The organism is Streptomyces sp. NPDC050147 (genome assembly GCF_040660195.1).
Lineage (GTDB): Bacteria > Actinomycetota > Actinomycetes > Streptomycetales > Streptomycetaceae > Streptomyces.
In genome coordinates, this window is the sequence record NZ_JBFALJ010000002.1 from 532840 (window position 1) to 549195 (window position 16356).

The 16356-nt window shown below is 68.2% G+C and carries 17 protein-coding genes; 11 read left to right on the forward strand and 6 right to left on the reverse strand.

The genetic code is table 11. The annotated features are described in order from the left end of the window. Positions 1–244: 244 nt before the first annotated feature. The 9 genes from atpB (at position 245) to AB0I94_RS06135 (ending at position 7907) form a co-directional block, all read left to right on the forward strand. Complete coding sequence (atpB, locus tag AB0I94_RS06095) at positions 245–1015, forward strand: F0F1 ATP synthase subunit A (RefSeq protein WP_363308315.1); 771 nt, start codon at positions 245–247, stop codon at positions 1013–1015. A gap of 78 nt (positions 1016–1093) precedes the next feature. Continuing rightward, positions 1094–1333, forward strand: a complete 240-nt coding sequence (gene atpE / locus AB0I94_RS06100) for an ATP synthase F0 subunit C (protein ID WP_055564408.1) — start codon at positions 1094–1096, stop codon at positions 1331–1333. Positions 1334–1371: 38 nt separating this feature from the next. Further along, positions 1372–1920, forward strand: coding sequence for a F0F1 ATP synthase subunit B (locus AB0I94_RS06105; RefSeq protein ID WP_363308202.1), 549 nt, complete (start codon positions 1372–1374; stop codon positions 1918–1920). Further along, complete coding sequence (locus AB0I94_RS06110) at positions 1917–2738, forward strand: F0F1 ATP synthase subunit delta (RefSeq protein ID WP_363308203.1); 822 nt, start codon at positions 1917–1919, stop codon at positions 2736–2738. The genes AB0I94_RS06105 and AB0I94_RS06110 overlap by 4 nt, the downstream gene beginning before the upstream one ends. A 126-nt stretch (positions 2739–2864) precedes the next feature. Continuing rightward, positions 2865–4463 carry a F0F1 ATP synthase subunit alpha gene (atpA, locus tag AB0I94_RS06115; protein ID WP_363308204.1) on the forward strand — a complete coding sequence of 533 codons (1599 nt, stop codon included), beginning with the start codon at positions 2865–2867 and terminating at the stop codon, positions 4461–4463. A gap of 20 nt (positions 4464–4483) precedes the next feature. Next, positions 4484–5401, forward strand: coding sequence for a F0F1 ATP synthase subunit gamma (locus AB0I94_RS06120; protein ID WP_363308205.1), 918 nt, complete (start codon positions 4484–4486; stop codon positions 5399–5401). Continuing rightward, positions 5401–6843: a F0F1 ATP synthase subunit beta gene (gene atpD / locus AB0I94_RS06125; RefSeq protein ID WP_363308206.1), complete on the forward strand. Its 1443-nt coding sequence runs from the start codon at positions 5401–5403 to the stop codon at positions 6841–6843. The genes AB0I94_RS06120 and atpD overlap by 1 nt, the downstream gene beginning before the upstream one ends. A 109-nt stretch (positions 6844–6952) precedes the next feature. Then, a complete protein-coding gene (locus AB0I94_RS06130) occupies positions 6953–7327 on the forward strand; it encodes a F0F1 ATP synthase subunit epsilon (protein WP_363308207.1) in 375 nt (124 codons plus the stop codon). Between the two features lie 130 nt (positions 7328–7457). Beyond that, positions 7458–7907 carry a DUF2550 domain-containing protein gene (locus tag AB0I94_RS06135; protein ID WP_363308208.1) on the forward strand — a complete coding sequence of 150 codons (450 nt, stop codon included), beginning with the start codon at positions 7458–7460 and terminating at the stop codon, positions 7905–7907. Positions 7908–7996: 89 nt separating this feature from the next. On the opposite strand, the gene AB0I94_RS06140 is transcribed toward AB0I94_RS06135, so the two are convergent. The 3 genes from AB0I94_RS06140 to AB0I94_RS06150 all read right to left on the reverse strand — a co-directional run bounded on the left by AB0I94_RS06140 (position 7997) and on the right by AB0I94_RS06150 (position 11882). Next, positions 7997–9832 carry a glycoside hydrolase family 18 chitinase gene (locus AB0I94_RS06140; protein WP_363308316.1) on the reverse strand — a complete coding sequence of 612 codons (1836 nt, stop codon included), beginning with the start codon at positions 9830–9832 and terminating at the stop codon, positions 7997–7999. Between the two features lie 191 nt (positions 9833–10023). Continuing rightward, complete coding sequence (locus AB0I94_RS06145; RefSeq protein WP_363308209.1) at positions 10024–10680, reverse strand: response regulator transcription factor; 657 nt, start codon at positions 10678–10680, stop codon at positions 10024–10026. Beyond that, the gene (locus tag AB0I94_RS06150) at positions 10677–11882 is read right to left on the reverse strand and encodes a histidine kinase (RefSeq protein WP_363308210.1); all 1206 of its coding nucleotides are present in this window, start codon (positions 11880–11882) and stop codon (positions 10677–10679) included. The genes AB0I94_RS06145 and AB0I94_RS06150 overlap by 4 nt, the downstream gene beginning before the upstream one ends. Positions 11883–12035: 153 nt before the next feature. Here AB0I94_RS06150 and AB0I94_RS06155 point away from each other — a divergent pair, with 153 nt between their 5' ends. After that, positions 12036–12608: a hypothetical protein gene (locus AB0I94_RS06155; RefSeq protein ID WP_363308211.1), complete on the forward strand. Its 573-nt coding sequence runs from the start codon at positions 12036–12038 to the stop codon at positions 12606–12608. A gap of 44 nt (positions 12609–12652) precedes the next feature. After that, a complete protein-coding gene (locus AB0I94_RS06160) occupies positions 12653–14125 on the forward strand; it encodes a M4 family metallopeptidase (RefSeq protein ID WP_363308317.1) in 1473 nt (490 codons plus the stop codon). On the opposite strand, the gene AB0I94_RS06165 is transcribed toward AB0I94_RS06160, so the two are convergent. From AB0I94_RS06165 to AB0I94_RS06175, 3 genes are read right to left on the reverse strand one after another with little or no spacing between them, the layout of a single operon-like run. Next, positions 14122–14694: a cob(I)yrinic acid a,c-diamide adenosyltransferase gene (locus tag AB0I94_RS06165; RefSeq protein WP_363308212.1), complete on the reverse strand. Its 573-nt coding sequence runs from the start codon at positions 14692–14694 to the stop codon at positions 14122–14124. The genes AB0I94_RS06160 and AB0I94_RS06165 overlap by 4 nt on opposite strands. Positions 14695–14707: 13 nt before the next feature. Continuing rightward, positions 14708–15463 (reverse strand): ABC transporter permease, encoded by a 756-nt coding sequence (locus tag AB0I94_RS06170; protein ID WP_363308318.1) that lies wholly within the window; start codon positions 15461–15463, stop codon positions 14708–14710. A gap of 43 nt (positions 15464–15506) precedes the next feature. Beyond that, entirely contained in the window at positions 15507–16289 is a 783-nt protein-coding gene (locus AB0I94_RS06175; RefSeq protein ID WP_363308213.1) for an ATP-binding cassette domain-containing protein, read from the reverse strand. Between the last annotated feature and the right edge of the window lie 67 nt (positions 16290–16356).

Consider the following 16356-nt stretch of genomic DNA (forward strand, 5'->3'; position numbering starts at 1 on the left):
TGCTGCTATCGTCCGGTGCCAACTGCGGCACTGCCGGCGCGGGCATCTGAGCTGACGCCTGCACGATCGCGAGGCTCGATGCCTGAACGCCGCGCCCACATCCGAAACACCAGTCTGGTGCCGAACCGCGGCTGCGCGCCGCGCCGACACGACAACGAGGTTGCCGTACCTATGCGTCACGCCGAAGGAGCCCGCGGTGAGTGCTGACCAAACTGAGCTCGCCTTTGACTGGAGCTGTCGGATCATGTCCGACAACGGCTGTGGCTTCCCGGCTCCGGGCTTGCACTCGTTCCTCTTCAAGCCGATCTTCGAGGTCGGCGGGTTCGAGTTCAACAAGGTCATGCTGCTCGCCCTGCTGACGACTCTCGTCGTGGTCAGCTTCTTCTACATGGCGTTCGGCAAGGCCAAGGTCGTCCCGGGCAAGCTGCAGATGATCGGTGAGGCCGGCTACGACTTCGTACGCCGCGGCATCGTCTACGAGACCATGGGCAAGAAGGAGGGCGAGAAGTACGTCCCCCTGATGGTCTCGATGTTCTTCTTCATCTGGATCATGAACATCTGGTCCGTGATCCCGCTGACTCAGTTCCCGGTCTCGTCGGTCATCGCGTACCCGATCGTTCTCGCGGCCGTCGTCTACTTCATCTGGGTGCCTCTCACCTTCAAGCGCCACGGGTTCGTCGGCGGCTGGAAGAACATCACCGGCTACGACAACTCGCTGGGCCCGATCAAGTGGCTCGTGTCGTTCATCGAGTTCTTCTCGAACCTGCTCGTGCGTCCCTTCACGCACGCCGTGCGACTCTTCGCCAACATGTTCGCCGGTCACCTGATGCTGGTGATGTTCACCGTCGCCTCCTGGTACCTGCTGAACAGCTTCATGATCCCGGCCGCTGGCATCTCGTTCGTGATGACCATCGTCATGATCCTCTTCGAACTTTTCGTGCAGGCGGTCCAGGCGTACGTCTTCGTGCTCCTCTCCGCTACTTACATTCAGGGCGCTCTCGCCGAGCACCACTGAGTAAGACCCGGCTTTCACGCCCCCAGATCGCCCGGTGGCCAACCCCCACCGGTCCATGAAAGAGAAGGAAGTAACGGCATGTCCGCGACCCTCGAACTCGCCGCAGGCGTCTCCGGCTCCCTCGGCTCCATCGGCTACGGCCTCGCCGCGATCGGCCCCGGCATCGGCGTCGGCATCGTGTTCGGTAACGGCACCCAGGCCCTGGCCCGTCAGCCCGAGGCTGCCGGTCTGATCCGCGCCAACCAGATTCTCGGCTTCGCCTTCTGTGAGGCGCTCGCCCTCATCGGCATCGTTATGCCGTTCGTGTTCGGTAAGTAGTCACTGCTTACTGACACTTTTCGACGAAAGGCATTGATGTGATCGCCAACCTGGTTCAGCTGGCGGCCGAGGAAGAGCAGAGCCCGCTCGTCCCGCCGGGTCCTGAGCTGCTCGTCGGCGCCATCGCCTTCGCCATCGTCTTCTTCTTCTTCTGGAAGAAGCTCCTCCCGAACATCAACAAGGTTCTGGAAGAGCGCCGGGAGGCGATCGAAGGCGGTATCGAGAAGGCCGAGGCCGCTCAGACCGAGGCCCAGAGCGTGCTTGAGCAGTACAAGGCTCAGCTCGCCGAGGCTCGGCACGAGGCCGCGCGTCTGCGCCAGGAGGCGCAGGAGCAGGGCGCCACGCTCATCGCTGAGATGCGCGCCGAAGGCCAGCGGCAGCGCGAGGAGATCGTCGCCGCCGGTCACGCGCAGCTCGCTGCCGACCGCAAGGCCGCCGCGCAGTCGCTGCGTCAGGACGTGGGCCAGCTGGCCACCGACCTGGCCGGCAAGCTCGTCGGTGAGTCCCTCGAGGACTCCGCACGGCAGAGCCGCACCATCGACCGTTTCCTCGACGAGCTCGAGGAGAAGGCCGAGGCGGCTCGATGACAGCGCACGGAGCCAGCCGCGACGCCCTCGCGGCCGCGCGTGAGCGTCTCGACGCGCTGACCGACAACACCTCGGTGAACGCGCGGCAGCTCGCGGACGAGCTGGCCTCGGTCACCGCGCTGCTCAACCGCGAGGTGTCCCTGCGCCGGGTCCTGACCGACCCGTCGCAGTCCGGTGAGGCCAAGGCCGAGCTCGCCGGGCGGCTGCTCGGCGGGCAGGTGGGCGGCGAGACCGCCGACCTGGTGGCCGGTCTGGTCCGCTCGCGCTGGTCGCGGTCGCGTGACCTGGTGGACGCCCTCGAGGAGCTCACCAACCTCGCCGAGCTGACCGGTGCGCAGAAGTCGGGCGCGCTGGACGACGTCGAGGACGAGGTGTTCCGGTTCGGCCGGATCGTCTCGTCGAGCACCGAGCTCCGGTCCGCGCTGACCGACCGCGCCGCTTCCGGTGCGGCCAAGAGCGAGCTGCTGCGCAGCCTGCTCGGTGGCCGGGCCAACGAGGTGACGGAGCGGCTCGTCGAGCGCCTCGTGACCGCGCCCCGTGGACGTAGCCTGGAGTCGGGACTCGAGTCCCTCTCCAAGCTGGCCGCGGACCGCCGCAGCCGGATGGTCGCCGTGGTCACTTCGGCTGTTCCGCTTTCGGACCAGCAGAAGCAGCGTCTCGGTGCCGCCCTCGCGAAGGTCTACGGCCGCCAGATGCACCTGAACCTCGACGTGGACCCCGAGGTCCTCGGCGGGATCACGGTGCAGGTCGGCGACGAGATCATCAACGGCAGCATCGCGGACCGCCTCGAGGACGCACACCGCCGCATGGCGCGCTAGCAGTAACTCAAAACGTAGGAATGACGGCCCTAGTTGGGCCGTGCAGAGGATTCACCCTTACTTGGGGGGAGTCCCCAGACCCCCAAAGTGAAACTTCGGGCCCAACAAGGAGAGCAGGGAACCCAGATGGCGGAGCTCACGATCCGGCCGGAGGAGATCCGGGACGCGCTGGAGAACTTTGTCCAGGCGTACAAGCCGGACGCGGCCTCGCGCGAGGAGGTCGGTTCGGTCACCGTTGCCGGCGACGGCATCGCAAAGGTCGAGGGCCTCCCCTCGGCCATGGCCAACGAGCTGCTGAAGTTCGAGGACGGCACCCTCGGTCTCGCCCTCAACCTTGAGGAGCGCGAGATCGGTGCCGTCGTCCTCGGCGAGTTCAGCGGCATCGAAGAGGGCCAGCCGGTCACCCGTACCGGCGAGGTCCTGTCCGTCGCGGTGGGCGAGGGTTACCTCGGCCGCGTCGTCGACCCGCTCGGCACCCCGATCGACGGCCTCGGCGAGATCGAGACGTCCGGACGCCGCGCCCTCGAGCTGCAGGCCCCCACGGTCATGGACCGCAAGTCGGTGCACGAGCCGATGGAGACCGGCTACAAGGCTGTCGACGCCATGACGCCGATCGGCCGTGGCCAGCGTCAGCTGATCATCGGTGACCGCCAGACGGGCAAGACCGCCCTGGCCGTCGACACGATCATCAACCAGCGCGACAACTGGCGCTCGGGCGACGTGAACAAGCAGGTGCGCTGCATCTACGTCGCCGTCGGTCAGAAGGGTTCCACCATCGCCTCCGTGCGCGGTGCCCTCGAAGAGGCCGGCGCGCTTGAGTACACGACCATCGTCGCCGCCCCGGCGTCCGACCCGGCGGGCTTCAAGTACCTGGCGCCCTACACCGGCTCGGCCATCGGCCAGCAGTGGATGTACGAGGGCAAGCACGTCCTCATCGTCTTCGACGACCTCTCGAAGCAGGCCGACGCCTACCGCGCCGTGTCCCTGCTGCTCCGCCGCCCGCCGGGGCGCGAGGCCTACCCGGGTGACGTCTTCTACCTGCACTCGCGTCTGCTCGAGCGCTGCGCGAAGCTGTCGGACGAGATGGGCAAGGGCTCGATGACGGGTCTGCCGATCGTCGAGACCAAGGCGAACGACGTGTCGGCGTTCATTCCGACCAACGTCATCTCCATCACCGACGGCCAGTGCTTCCTGGAGTCCGACCTGTTCAACGCCGGTCAGCGTCCGGCCCTGAACGTCGGTATCTCGGTCTCCCGTGTCGGTGGCTCCGCCCAGCACAAGGCGATCCGCCAGGTGTCCGGACGCCTCCGCGTGGACCTCGCCCAGTTCCGTGAGCTCGAGGCGTTCGCCGCCTTCGGTTCCGACCTGGACGCCGCGTCGAAGGCCTCCCTCGAGCGCGGTCAGCGCATGGTCGAGCTGCTCAAGCAGCCTCAGTACCAGCCGATGGCCACCGAGGACCAGGTCATCTCCATCTGGGCCGGCACCACGGGCCGCATGGACGAGGTACCGGTCAACGACATCCGGCGCTTCGAGCGCGAGCTGCTCGACTACCTGCACCGCAAGGAGCAGGGCCTGATGACCTCCATCAAGGAGGGCGCCAAGATGTCCGACGACACGATCACGGCCATCGCCGACGCCGTCGCCGAGTTCAAGAAGCAGTTCGAGACCTCGGACGGCAAGCTGCTCGGCGAGGACGCTCCGGCCGCCGTCGACGCGTCCAAGTGACGACGGAAGGGACCTGACTCATGGGAGCCCAGCTCCGGGTCTACAAGCGTCGCATCAAATCCGTCACCGCGACCAAGAAGATCACCAAGGCGATGGAGATGATCGCCGCCTCGCGTGTCGTCAAGGCACAGCGCAAGGTGACCGCCTCCACTCCGTACGCGACCGAGCTCACGCGCGCGGTCACCGCGGTGGCCACGGGTGCCAACGACAAGCACCCGCTGACCACCGAGGCCGAGGCTCCGACCCGGGCCGCTGTCCTGCTCCTCTCGAGCGACCGCGGTCTGGCCGGCGCCTTCAACTCCAACGCCATCAAGGGTGCGGAGAAGCTCACGGAGAAGTTGCAGGGCGAGGGCAAGGAGGTCGACACGTACATCGTCGGCCGCCGTGGCATCGCGCACTACAACTTCCGTGAGCGGAAGATCGCCGGGCAGTGGACGGGCTTCACGGATGCCCCTTCCTACTCGGACGCCAAGGAGATCGCCGCGCCCCTGATCGAGGCCATCGAGACGGAGACGGCGGAGGGCGGCGTGGATGAACTCCACATCGTCTACACCGAGTTCATCTCGATGATGACGCAGGAGGCAACCGGTGACCGGCTGCTCCCGCTGAGCCTCGAGAAGGTCGCGGAGGAGGCGGGCCAGACGGATGAGGCCCGCCCGCTGTACGACTTCGAGCCGTCGGCGGAGGACGTCCTGGACGCTCTGCTGCCGCGCTACGTCGAGAGCCGTATCTACAACGCGCTGCTCCAGTCGGCTGCTTCCAAGCACGCCGCCACGCGCCGCGCGATGAAGTCGGCGACCGACAACGCGGGTGACCTGATCAACGCTCTCACCCGTTCTGCCAACGCGGCCCGCCAGGCCGAAATCACCCAGGAAATCAGCGAGATCGTCGGTGGCTCCAGTGCCCTGGCCGACGCTTCTGCGGGGAGTGACAAGTAATGACGACCACTGTTGATACGGCCGTTGCCACGGGCCGCGTCGCCCGGGTGATCGGCCCGGTCGTCGACGTGGAGTTCCCCGTCGACGCGATGCCGGAGATCTACAACGCCCTCCACGTCGAGGTGGCCGACCCGGCCAAGGGCGGCGAGAAGAAGACGCTGACGCTCGAGGTCGCCCAGCACCTCGGTGACGGCATCGTCCGCGCCATCTCGATGCAGCCCACCGACGGTCTGGTCCGCCAGGCCCCGGTGACCGACACGGGCTCGGGCATCACCGTCCCCGTCGGTGACGTCACCAAGGGCAAGGTGTTCAACACCCTCGGTGCGATCCTGAACCACCCCGAGGCCGAGGCCGACGTCACCGAGCGGTGGCCCATCCACCGCAAGGCCCCGGCGTTCGACCAGCTCGAGTCGAAGACCGAGATGTTCGAGACCGGCCTGAAGGTCGTCGACCTTCTCACCCCGTACGTCAAGGGTGGAAAGATCGGTCTGTTCGGTGGAGCGGGCGTCGGCAAGACCGTCCTCATCCAGGAAATGATCATGCGTGTGGCCAAGCTGCACGAGGGCGTTTCCGTGTTCGCCGGTGTCGGCGAGCGCACGCGTGAGGGCAACGACCTCATCGACGAGATGGAAGAGTCGGGCGTTCTGGACAAGACCGCCCTGGTCTTCGGCCAGATGGACGAGCCGCCGGGCACGCGTCTGCGCGTCGCCCTGGCCGGTCTGACCATGGCGGAGTACTTCCGCGATGTGCAGAAGCAGGACGTGCTGTTCTTCATCGACAACATCTTCCGCTTCACGCAGGCCGGTTCCGAGGTCTCGACCCTGCTCGGCCGCATGCCCTCCGCGGTGGGTTACCAGCCGAACCTGGCCGACGAGATGGGCCTCCTCCAGGAGCGCATCACCTCGACGCGTGGTCACTCGATCACCTCGATGCAGGCGATCTACGTCCCCGCGGACGACCTCACCGACCCGGCCCCGGCCACGACCTTCGCGCACCTCGACGCGACGACCGTGCTGTCGCGTCCGATCTCGGAGAAGGGCATCTACCCGGCGGTGGACCCGCTGGACTCGACGTCCCGCATCCTGGACCCGCGCTACATCGCGCAGGACCACTACGACGCCGCCATGCGCGTCAAGGGAATCCTGCAGAAGTACAAGGACCTCCAGGACATCATCGCGATCCTCGGCATCGACGAGCTCAGCGAAGAGGACAAGCTGGTCGTTCAGCGCGCCCGTCGCGTCGAGCGCTTCCTGTCGCAGAACACGCACGCCGCCAAGCAGTTCACCGGCCTGGACGGTTCGGACGTGCCGCTCGACGAGTCGATCGCCGCGTTCAACTCGATCATCGACGGCGAGTACGACCACTTCCCCGAGCAGGCGTTCTTCATGTGCGGTGGCATCGAGGACCTCAAGGCGAAGGCCAAGGAGCTCGGCGTTTCCTGACGCTGATTCTCCCGGGAGGGGTGGGTGCGTCCCGCCCCTCCCGATACGCCCACTAGAATTTGACCCAACACCCGGCGAAGCCGCCGGGTGGTGACCCGAGGAGCCACCCTTGGCTGCTGAGCTGCATGTCGAGCTGGTCGCCGCGGACCGCAGTGTCTGGTCCGGCGAGGCCACCCTGGTCGTCGCGCGCACCACGTCCGGCGACATCGGCGTCATGCCCGGTCACCAGCCGCTGCTCGGTGTGCTGGAGTCGGGCCCGGTGACCATTCGTACGAGTGACGGCAACACTGTCGTCGCCGCCGTCCACGGAGGATTCATCTCCTTCGCGGACAACAAGCTGTCACTGCTTGCTGAGATCGTCGAGCTGTCGGACGAGATCGATGTCCAGCGTGCGGAGCGGGCGCTCGAGCGCGCGAAGGCGGAGGCCGACGCCTCCGCCGAGCGTCGCGCGGACGTCCGACTGCGGGCGGTGTCGTCGCGCTGAAACCGGCGCGACGGCGTTTGACGTGACTCAGCCGCGGCCAGGTCCGGAGCAATCCGGACCGGGTCGCGGCTGAGGCGATGCGGGTGCAATTCTGTTGGTCCGTTACGTAGAGGCGAGGAGGTCGGTGCCGATGATCCTCACTCTGCTCGTGTGCGGACTCGTGTTGGTCGTGCTGCTGTTGGTGGGGCTCTTCGTCTTCGGGCTTCGGCGCCGGCTCATCCAGCGGTCCGGCGGCACCTTCGACTGCAGCCTGCGCTGGAACGCCCCGGAGAAGGGCGACACCTCCGGCAAGGGCTGGGTGTACGGGGTCGCCCGCTACAACGGCGACCGGATCGAGTGGTACCGCGTCTTCTCGTACGCTCCCCGGCCGCGCCGGGTCCTTGAGCGTTCGGCCATCGAGGTCGTCGACCGTCGCGCGCCGGACGGCGAGGAGGAGCTCGCGCTGCTCTCCGACTCGATCATCCTCGGCTGTCTGCACCGCGGTGTCCGCCTTGAGCTCGCGATGGGCGAGGACGCGCTCACCGGTTTCCTGGCTTGGCTGGAGGCGGCGCCTCCGGGCCAGCGGGTCAACGTGGCGTAACCGCTCGTGAAGGCATGACGGCATGAAGAAGCCGGGGAGACAGGGGGCGATCCTGTCTCCCCGGCTTCGTCCGTGGGTGCCTCCGGGGGTTACTTGAGGCCGTTGTTGATGGCGTTCACCAGCTCACCGTTGGTGGTGTCACCGCTGAACTCCCAGAAGAAGGCGCCGCCGAGACCCTGGTTCTTGGCCCAGGTCATCTTGGAGCCGATCGTCGCCGGGGTGTCGTACGACCACCAGTTGGTGCCGCAGTGGGCGTAGGCCGTGCCGGCGATCGTGCCGTTCGCGGGGCAGGAGTTCTTGAGGACCTTGTAGTCCTCGATGCCCGCTTCGTACGTCCCCTGGGCCGCGCCGGTAGCAGTGCCGCCCGGCTCCTTCTGCGTGACGCCCGTCCAGCCGCGGCCGTAGAAGCCGATGCCGAGCAGGAGCTTCGCCGCGGGCACGCCCTTGGCCTTCAGCTTGGTGATCGCGTCGGCGGAGTTGAAGCCGGCCTGCGGGATGCCGGGGTACGAGGTGAGCGGGGAGTGCGGAGCCGTCGGGCCCTTGGCCGCCCACGCGCCGAAGAAGTCGTACGTCATCACGTTGAACCAGTCCGCGTACTGCGAGGCGCCGCCATAGTCGGCCGCGTCTATCTTGCCGCCGCTGGAGCCGTCGGCGGTGATGGCCGCCGTGACCAGGCTGTCCTTGCCGAACTCGGTGCGGAACGCCTGCATCATGTTCTTGACCGAGGCCGGGCCGCTGGTGTCACAGGTCAGGCCGCAGGCGTTGGGGTACTCCCAGTCCAGGTCGATGCCGTCGAAGACGTCGGCCCAGCGCGGGTCCTCCACCAGGTCGTGGCAGGACTTGGCGAAGGCCGCCGGGTTCTTCATGGCTTCGGTGAAGCCGCCGGACCAGGTCCAGCCGCCGAAGGACCAGAGGACCTTGATGTTCGGGTGCTTGGCCTTGAGCTTGCGCAGCTGGTTGAAGTTGCCGCGCAGGGGCTGGTCCCAGGTGTCGGCCTTGCCGTCGACGGACTGGTCGGCGGTGTACGCCTTGTCGTAGTCGGCGTAGGCGTCACCGATGGTGCACTTGCCGTTCTGGACGTTGCCGAAGGCGTAGTTGATGTGGGTGATCTTGGAGGCGGAGGCCGAGGAGTCGATGTTCTTCACGTGGTAGTTGCGGCCGTAGACACCCCACTGGGTGAAGTAGCCGAGCTTGACCTTGTCCCCCGGGCCGGGGCCCGGATCGCCGCCGCCCGTCGTGTGCACCTTGACGGCGCCGGAGGCCGGTCCCGTCTGGTCCGCGGTGTCGCGGGCCTGGACCGTGTACGAGTAGTCGGTGCCCGCGGTGAGGCCGCTGTCGGCGTACGACGTTCCGGTCACCGTGGCGACCTTGGAGCCGTCGCGCAGGACGTCGTAGTTCTTGACGCCCTTGTCGTCGGTGGCCGCCTTCCAGGAAAGCTTCACCGACGTGTTGGTGATGTCGGAGGCGGTGGGGGTGCCCGGGGCCGACGGCGGGTTGTCGCCGGGAACGCTGCCGCCGTCACAACTGCCGCCGTTGAGCGTGCAGTTGGCGGGGGAGCCGGGGCCCGAGCCGTTGAACCCGAAGGAGACCGAGGCGCCGGGGGTGAGCGTCCCGTTCCAGCCGAGGTTCTTGGCGGTCCAGCGGTTGCCGGAGTTGGTGACGGTGGCGTCCCAGGCAGAGGTCACCTTCGTGCCGGTGGGGAAGTCCCACTCGACGTTCCAGGAGCTGATCGTGGTGGTACCGGTGTTCTTGACGGTCCACTTGCCTTCGAAGCCGCTTCCCCAGTCCTGGGTCTTGGCATACGTGGCAGTGGCCGCGGGGGCGGCTTCCGGCGCGGCTTCGGCGGGGCCGCCGAGCGCGACCAGGGTGGCGAGCGGGAGTAGCAGGGTGGTGAGGCCTGCCACGGCTCTGTCTCTGAAGCGCAAGGTGCGCAAGGTGTGCTCCTCGGGTGAGATCCGGGGGTCTTAGGGGGTGGATCCCTGCGCCGCCCGTGAGCACGTGGAACACGTGGGGGAGTGCTCACCGCAGTGCGGTGAGAATAGAAAGGTCTGGACCAGCGGTCAAGAGGTCTGAACCATTGGCCGGATCGCGCCGGTCGGGCGCACCGAAGCCGGGCTCATACACCCAACTCCTGCGCGAGTACGGCGGCTTGCACCCTGCTGCGCAGCTCCAGCTTGCCGAGCAGTCGGCTGACGTGCGTCTTCACCGTCGCCTCCGCCATGTCCAGACGGCCCGCGATCTCCGCGTTCGAGAGCCCCTCGCCGAGGCACGCAAGCACCTCGAGCTCGCGGCGGGTGAGGGTGTCGAGGATGGCGGGATCGGGTCCGTTCTCGCGGCGTGCGGGCCTCGTGTTCTTCGGGGCCGCGAACTCGGCGATGAGCCGCCGGGTGACGGCGGGGGCGATCAGGCCCTCGCCGCGGCCGACCGCACGGACCGCCTCCAGGAGGTCCCTGGCCTCGGTGTTCTTCAGGAGGAAGCCGGAGGCTCCCGCGCGCAGCGCGCCGAAGACGTACTCGTCGAGGTCGAAGGTGGTCAGGACGAGGACGTCCGCAAGACCGTCGGCGACTACCTGACGGGTCGCGGAGACGCCGTCGAGGCGCGGCATCTGGATGTCCATGAGCACCAGATCGGGCCTCAGCTCACGGGCGAGCGCCACCGCCTCCTCGCCGTCCGACGCCTCGCCGACCACCTCTATGTCGGGCGCGCTGCGCAGGATCAGGACAAGCCCGGCCCGTACGGCGGACTGGTCCTCGGCGACGAGCACTCGGATCATTCGGTCACTCCTTCGTCTGCGGGATCGAGGTCTGAGGGGTCGACGGGCAGGGTGGCATCCACTGCCCAGACCTTGCCGTCGGCGGCGCTCTCGGGGCCTGACTCGAAGGTGCCGCCGAGGAGTTCGGTGCGTTCGCGCATGCCGACGAGACCGGCTCCGGAGCCGGGTGCGCGGGGGCCGGACGGCGAGCCGTACGGGCTGGTCACGCGGACTTCGAGAGCGTGCCGCCGCTGGGTGAGCGCCACCGTGACCAGACCGGGCGACGCGTGTTTGAGGGCGTTGGTCAGGGACTCCTGGATGATGCGGTACGCCGCGAGCTCGACCGGGGCGGGGAGCTTGGAGGCGTCCGGGGCGCGGGTGTCGTCGAGGGTGACGTCCAGACCATTGGTACGGGCGTTGCCGATCAGGGCGCCGAGTCCGTCCAGGGTGGGCGCGGCCGTCGGCTCCCGGTCCTCGCTGGAGTCCCGGAGGATCCCGATGAGGCGGCGCATCTCGGCCAGGCCCTCGACGCTGTTCTCGCGGATGACGGCGAGGGCGTCCTTGGTGGTCTTCGGGTCGTTCAGGGAGAGCGCGGCCGTCGAGTGGATGGCGATCGCCGAGAGGTGGTTGGCGACCATGTCGTGCAGTTCGCGGGCCATCCGGGCGCGCTCGGCGGTGATGGCCTGCACGCGGTCCATCTCGGCGAGCAGCGCGGTCTGTTCGGCCCGCAGGCGCGCGGCGACGGCGGCCTCGCGGTGGGTGCGTACGAGAACGCCGGTGGTCGCGGGGGCGAAGGAGACCAGGCCGGTGACCACGCCGATGAGGACGGCCTCCGGCTCCCTCAGCCAGGCCAGGAAGCCGATCGTCACCGCCACCGTGATCAGCCCCGTGGTGACGGGAATGCGCCGGGCGGCGGCCGGAGTCCCGTACACCACGGCGGCGTACATGAGGTCCGTGAAGATCACGACCGACGCCAGATTGCCCGCCGTGAACTGATCGGCGAACAGCGCGAGCGTGCCGACGACCAGGGCGGTCTGCGGTCGGCTCCTGCGCAGCAGCTCGAGGCTCGCGAGGACGAAGAGCGGGATCAGCGCCCAGTCGCCGCCGAGCTGCCGGTCCGTCTGCATGTCGAGCCCGAGCCCCCACCATGCGAGCCCGGCGAGCACGCTGCCCACGGCGATCCGCACGTCGACGCGGTGCGGGCGCGGAAAGGACAGGGCCATGCGTCCATCCAACACGGCGCGCCGGGGCGATGCCTGATCCTGAGGGAGGAACCGCGCGCTACATCGAAGGATGCAGTGCCACTTCGTCACTGGCGACGATGATCCGCGGCCGGTTCGCGGGGAGCCTGGAAAGGTGACCGAGAGGAGCGAACCGTGATCGTCACACTGATCATCATCTGCGAGGTCGGCTTCTGGGTGCTGCTGGCCGGCGGCCTGGCCCTGCGCTACGCGGCGAAGATGCCGCGCGCGAGCGTCGCCGTACTGCTGTGCGAGCCGATCCTTGAGGTCGTCCTCTTCGTGGTCACCGCGATCGACCTGAAGAACGGCGCGGAGCCGGACTGGAAGCACGGCCTGGCCGCCGTGTACATCGGGTACTCCATCGCGCTCGGCCACTACACGATCAAGTGGGTGGACGTCCGCGTCGCCCACCGCTTCGCGGGCGGCCCACCGCCGTCGACCCCCAAGTACGGCATGGCCCGCGCCCTGCACGAGTGGAAACTCGCCGCCCGCTGGATCCTGGCGGGCCTGATCGCGATGGCGCTGCTCCAGGGTGCGGTCTGGTACGTCGACGGCGACGGTGACATCGGTTCGCTGCGGATGTGGCAGCAGAAGATGCTGTGGCTGATCGGCATCAACGTGATCATCGCGGGGGCGTACACGGTCTTCCCGAAGAAGGCGCCCGCGAAAGAGATCGAGGAGCGCTCCGGGCATCTGACCAAGCTGTAGCCATTGGCAGGTATCCCCGTCTGGCCCACCATGCGCGTATGGCCATGGACAGCACCCTGCTCGCCGCGCTCATCGGTACGGCGGGCGCCGGCCTGGCCACGGCGGGCGGGGCGTGGCTGCGGGCGCGGACCAATGTGCGGACCGCCGCGCGGCTGATCTACGCGGAGCTCACCGCGGACAGCGTCGTCGTCGCTCACTTCCGGTTGACCGGGCACTGGGCGGTGCCGAAGCTTTCCCGGGCCGCCTGGGACAGCCACAGCGAGACCATCGCACGGCACCGCAGCAGCAAGTCCTTCGAAGTGATCCACAACGGATACCGGGCGCTGGAGATCGTGCCGTTCATCGCCGGTGGCAGCCTCACGTCGGCCGACCGCGACCAGTGGCTGCGCAGCGAATCGGGGCAGCTCATCAAGGCGATCAAAGAGATCGGGACCATCGCGAAGGTCCCCAAGGAGCGGATAGAGGCGCGGACCAGGCTCCTCGACCTGGATGGCGAGCCGGTACGCCGGGCCCACAGCCCGCTGCTCTCCGGTATCGCGGCGCTCCCGGTCCTGGAACGGCTTGTGGACGGCTCGGCCCCGCCGTTGACCTACGACGGCCCCGGCTTCGTACTCAAGGACGAAGCCCTCGAACTGCTGCCAGGGGTGGAGGGCGCGGACCTCGTCGAGCACATCGTCTTCGACGCGCGCGGCGAGGAGGAGCTCGACGGTCTGCCGGTGGCCCGCTGGACGGGACGGCCCGCGACGGGCGATGCCGCGGTGGACGAGACGTACGACGGCATCGAGGCGGTGTCGCGGTTCGCGCGCGAGGTCCTGGGGCGCGAGAGGGTGACGTACACGGGACGCCCGATCGCGGCGGTCGTGCACTACGGAAAGGCCTTCGGCAACGGCCTGTGGAACGGCACCCTGCTGATCTTGGGGGACGGCAACGGTGTCATCTTCGGCCGCTTCAGCCGGTGCCTCGAAGTCATCGGCGCCGAGGTGTGGCGCGGGCTGCCCGAGATCTCGGACCTCTCCTACCAGGGCGAGAACGGCGCGCTCGGCACCTCGCTGTGCGATGTGTTCGGCATGCTGATCAAGCAGTACGCCCTCGGCCAGAGAGCCGAGGAGGCCGACTGGATTCTCGGGAGCGGCCTGCTCGCCCCCGGCGTCCGGGGCGTCGGGCTGCGGTCCCTGAAAGCACCCGGCACGGCGTACGACGACGACACCCTGGGCCAGGACCCGCAGCCCGCCCACATGGACGACTACGTACGGACCAGCCGGGACAACGGCGGCATCCACATCAACGGCGGCATCCCCGGCCACGCCTTCTACCGTCTCGCAACCGCGCTCGGCGGTCACGCGTGGGAACGCGCGGGCCTCATCTGGTGGGACGCCCTCACCGGCGGCGAGATCGGAGAGGAGACGCTCTTCGCCGACTTCGCGCGGCTCACGCTGAAGGCGGCCAAGGACCGGTACGGCGACGAGAGCGAGGAGCGGCGCGCGGTCAGGGAAGCCTGGTCCGCAGTGGGCCTCTAACGCTCGCCGCCCGGCACCCACAGCACGTCGCCGAGGGCCTTGTTGGCGGTCCGCGCCAGGATGAACAGCAGATCCGAGAGCCGGTTGAGATAGGTGGCCGTCAACGGATTCATGACGTCCCCGTGCACCTCGAACGCCGCCCAAGTGGACCGCTCCGCACGCCGCACCACCGTGCACGCCTGGTGCAGCAGCGCCGCGCCCGGTGTGCCCCCCGGCAAGATGAAGCTGCGCAGCTTCTCCAACTGCTCGTTGAAGCGGTCGCAGTCCGCCTCCAGCTTGTCGATGTAGAACTGCTCGACCCGTAGCGGCGGATACTCCGGGTTCTCGGCGACCGGCGTCGACAGGTCGGCGCCCACGTCGAAGAGGTCGTTCTGGACCCGGACCAGGACCTTCACGACCTCTTCGTCGAGCTGACCGAGGGCGATCGCCGTGCCGATCGCGGCGTTGGCCTCGTTGGCGTCGGCGTACGCCGAGATCCGCAGATCGGTCTTGGCGGTCCGGCTCATGTCGCCGAGGGCGGTCGTGCCCTGGTCGCCGGTCCTGGTGTAGATGCGCGTCAGATTGACCATGAGGCCAGCCTAGTTACGCGCCCGCCCTGCGGAAGACACGTGTGCCGACCGTCACGGAGCCGAGTGTGAGCGCCGCCGCCATCAGGACGCCGTACAGCATCGCCGTACTCGCGTACTCGCCCAGGTAGGCGGCCCGCACCGCGTCCACGAGGTAGCGGAACGGCATGAAGTGGGAGAGCACGTCCAGCCAGCCCGGCGCCAGCGCCATCGGCAGCATCAGGCCGGAGAGCAGCATCGAGGGCATGCTGACCGCGTTGATGACAGGCCCGAACTCGTGCGGCTTGGAGACGAGCAGCGCGAGCGCGTACGACAGCGACGCGAGGACGACCGTCAGGACCCCCACGAACGCGAAGCCGATCAGGATGCCGGCGAGCGGCGCCCGCAGCCCCATCACCACGGCCGCGAGAACCAGCAGCACCGCCTGGAAGACGAAGAGTGCGGCATCGCGGAGCACCCGCCCGAGAAGGAGCGCGAGCCGGCTGACCGGCGTCACCCGCATCCGCTCCACCACGCCGAACTGCTTCTCGATGATGATCGCGAATCCGCTGTACGAGGCGCCGAACAGGCCGAGCTGAAGCAGCAGGCCCGGCACGAGCACCTGCCAGGAGTCACCGCGCGAGCCGAGCGGCAGATCGGTCAGGAGCGGGCCGAAGAAGAGCAGGTAGAGCAGCGGCATCAGGACGCCGAAGAGGATCTGGAACTTGGAGCGCAGGGTCTGGCGGGCGTACCGCCCGAAGATCAGCGCGGTGTCGGAGAGAAACGCGGACATGGCAGACATGGGTGTGGTCCTGGGGTTGTGTGTGCGGGAGGGGTCAGACAGCGACCGGCGCCGTGTCCTTGGGGGTGAGGTCGCGCCCGGTGACGGCGAGGAACGTGTCCTGGAGCGAGGCGTCGATGGAGCCGCCGTACCGGAGCTTGAGCGCGCTCGGTGTGCCCTCGGCGACCACGACGCCCTTGTCGATGACGACGAGGCGGTCGCAGAGCGCGTCGGCCTCGTCGAGGTAGTGCGTGGTCAGGACGACGGTGGTGCCGTGGTCGTCGCGCAGCCGCCGCACAAGCGCCCACAGGTCGGCCCTGCTGCCCGGGTCGAGCCCCGTGGTCGGCTCGTCGAGGAAGAGGACCTCGGGCCGGTGCATGAGCCCCATGGCGATGTCGAGGCGCCGCCGCTGGCCGCCGGAGAGGGTCGCGCACTTGCGGTCCAGGAAGTCGGTGAGGCCCAGGTCGGCGGCCAACTCGCCGGTGCGTGCCGTGGCTCGAGGTTTCGTCAGGCGGTAGAGGCGCCCCTGGGTGATGAGTTCCTCGCGAACGGAGATGTTCAGGTCGACGCCGCCGGACTGCGCCACGTACCCGATCTTGCGCCGTACGGCGGCCGGGTCGCGGGCCAGGTCGCAGCCCGCGACGGTGGCGGCGCCGCCGGTGGGCGCCAGGAGTGTGGTGAGCATGCGCAGCGTCGTCGTCTTGCCCGCGCCGTTCGGCCCGAGGAAGCCGAGGATCTCGCCGGGGGCGACGGTCAGGTCGATGCCGCGCACGGCTTCGACGGTGCCGCGCTTGGTCCGGAAGGTCTGGGTGAGGCCGACCGTGCTGATGATTGCCATGGCGACCACAAAAACAGAGTCCCCCAAATTTTGCAATCACTCCAAGTTTTCAGTTGCCCTAGTCAGT